General features: G+C 59.6%; 2 protein-coding genes. One reads left to right on the top strand and one right to left on the bottom strand.

The annotated features are described in order from the left end of the window. The coding region (locus tag VJ811_RS16470; RefSeq protein WP_324074364.1) for a S9 family peptidase at positions 1 to 2,000 on the bottom strand (2,000 nt) is incomplete at its 3' end. A gap of 187 nt (positions 2,001 to 2,187) precedes the next feature. Here VJ811_RS16470 and VJ811_RS16465 point away from each other — a divergent pair. Next, positions 2,188 to 3,011, top strand: an 824-nt coding sequence (locus VJ811_RS16465; RefSeq protein ID WP_324074362.1) for an STN domain-containing protein, incomplete at its 3' end; no start/stop codon positions are given.

Here is a 3,011-nt window from a genome sequence, read left to right as displayed (position 1 = left end):
GGCGAGCCTCGCTCCCACATTGTGTGCCAGTTGACGATGCCATATTGCTCGACGCCTGCCGCCCAGAAGTCCGGCATTCGCCCAACCGCCATCACGGTCATGAAGCCGCCGTAGGAACCGCCGGTAATTCCGATCTTCTCGGGATCGGCATAGCCGGATGCCACCAGGAATTTCGCAGCCCAAGCCTCGTCCTCCAGATCTCTGCCGCCCAGGTCGTTGCGGTTGGCCTGCTCGAAGGCGCGGCCGTAACCGGTGGAACCGCGCACGTTGGGCGCGATAACGAGATAGCCGCGCGACGCCAGGCCGACCGCGGTGCGGTCGAAATTGTCGAAGCTCTGCCCGGTCGGTCCGCCATGTGCGAGCACCACCACAGGCGCCGTTCCGTCGCGCTTCAGATTCCAGGGCATCCAGAGAATGGCACTGATGACGGTTCCATCCGCGCTTTTGTAGCGTACCACGCTACTGCGCGGCAGCGTATCCGGGTTAATACTGGCAAGACCAAGCCGGGTCAGTCGATTGGCGACGCCCCTTTCGAAATCATAAGTCCAATAGTCGAAGGGCGCACTGCCGGACGAGTGAGGGAATAGAAGTTGCCGACCATCGGGTGAGAAGGCCGGCAGGTTTCCGAAATAATCGGACACCTTACCCTCCGGCAGCTCCAGCCGGCGAGACGAATGCGAGGCGATGTCATAGGCATAAACTTCATCGCGGCCATCGACGTTCGAGGTCGTGATGACTGACCGGCCATCGGGAGAAAATGCTCCGGCTGCCTGTGGCCAAGCGCTCGAATGGACAGGTCTTCGTGCGCGGGTCTCCAGATCGAACAGCACGGCCTGCTGCAGCCCGGAAGCATTCTCACTCGTCAGCGAAAGAGTCCGGCCATCGGGCGAAAGCGCGCTCGCCGCCTCGTAGCGCTGTCCATCACCCGCGATCCGCGTCGAAGCACCGCTTGCCGTTTCGATGCGCCATACCGAGCTAAGCGTGTTCGCGGCGTTCATTCTGTTAGCATAGAGATAGCGGCCATTCGGGCTGAAATCGACCACGTACCAATAGGTCCCGGCTTCCTGCTCGTTGGTAAGAAGACGCGTCTTGCGACCCGCCAGGTCGAGGACCGCGACATTCGTGCTCGATTCCGAGGCGACGCGCCGATTGAACGCGATCAGCTGCGAATCGCGCGTAACTGCGAAGGGCCCGGTGTCTGAGGCGTCGGGGCTGGCGGAAAGATTGACCGCCGCACCGCCGTCCGCAGGAATAGCATAAAGATCGTAGATCTCGCGTCCGCCGATGTCAGACGCGTAGAGGATCCATTTCCCGTCGGGCGTCGCCTGGGGATAGAAGGTCTTGTCTTCTGATTGCTGCAGCTGGAGCGGGAAGCCGCCCCCGTGCGGCACGCGCCAAAGATTGTTCCGGCCGGTCAGATCGGTCGTCATGACAACATCGCCGCTCGACGTCCAAGTCGCGAAATAGCTCGACCGGGTAAAGAACAGATCAGCGATCGGGACGGGCTGCGCACTGCCGTTGGGCGGCGAGACGAGGCTGCGCGGATCTGTTAAAGGTCGATCCGGCGTGCCCGTCAGGACGGGCGTTCCGGGACGCTTGGGATCGAGTGGAACATCCTGTGCCGCCACCATCGTGGCACCAGCGAGAAGCAAGGCCATTAGGCCGGTTTTCATCATGATTTTATCTGTCCTTTGCTGGACCGGGCAGCCCGAAGAGCGCTCGCCTCGATACCCGATCGACATATCGCGCACTGCGCGCCCCTCGTATCGGTTCCCAATTCCATGTGATCGACAGCCGTCAACATGGCCCGCGTCTACAGGATGGACCCAAGTCTTCAATTGTATCGACTCTCCTTTTTTTGTCCTCCCAATGACGAAAAACGCACGGTCGCCTTCCAGGGACAGAAGGAAGTTGAAACTTTGCAGGAAACGAGAAATTTCGGCTTCGAAAACATGGTTCAATGACGGAAGCGTCGAAATGCTCACCCGATGGGTTTCCATTGGCGTTCCACTTGAGGTTTTGTCCAAATACCGGCCGGAACGACCGAGAAGCCCCCCCCCCCGCTATCTTGATACGCGGCATGATACCTCCGAGCATCGGGCGGTAAAAAGGGAAGGCCCGCATGGGTCGAAGTTTTCCGCTCCTCGCCCCTTGTCAGGGAGTGAGGCTAGCGCTTAGCGTCGCAAGATGACCCGCTCGGCAAACCGCGTCAAAACTTATCGGAAATCGCGCCGACCGCTTTGGATTGTCTGTGCCAAACTATGCTTGGCAGCCACATTATTTCCATTGTGTGGACTCTATGCGCCACCGGCTGCGGCGCAAAGTCGATGCATTTTGTTCGTGACAGCTGGCGGCCCCCTGTCGCAGGTGTTGCGATCCTATGCTCGCCAGGCCGGAATACAGGTGATCTTTGATGAGCGAACAGCGTCGAAAGAACGCGTCGCGCCGACAAGATCGCACGGCTGTCCCGACGCCCAGCTCCGTCTCATTCTCGCAGGAACGGGTCTGTCATATCGGCGTATCGGCAATGACCTCTATGTAATTTCGAACGCTGCACCCCGAGAGCCGGAGCGACGGGAGCAAATCGAACCCCCGGTAGAAGAAATTATCGTGACGGCAAGGCGCCGCCCCGAGCAGGCCGTCAACGTGCCGATCTCCCTGACCCAAGTTTCGGGCGCCACCCTTGAGGAACGACCGGTCAGCAACGTCGCGGATTTTCTCCAGGAAGCACCGGGCGTTGGTATATATGATCAAGGCAATGGATTCTCGAGGATCATGATCCGGGGTGTTTCCACGACGCTCGGCGCTAACGAAAACGGCTATTACCTCGATGATCTTCCTTTCACCGGAGTTACTGTCCCCATCAGCCCGGACGTTCGCGCCTGGGATCTCGATCGGGTAGAAGTTTTGCGCGGACCTCAAGGTACATTGTTCGGTGAAGGTTCGCTCGGCGGCACGGTTCGCATTCTGACAACGGGCGCCAATTTGGATGAATGGCAAGCAAAGGCGGG

It is taken from the genome of Sphingopyxis sp. (genome assembly GCF_035250425.1).
GTDB lineage: Bacteria > Pseudomonadota > Alphaproteobacteria > Sphingomonadales > Sphingomonadaceae > Sphingopyxis.
Note: the sequence above shows the minus strand (reverse complement) of the source record. Positions and strands in the feature narration are given on the sequence as shown.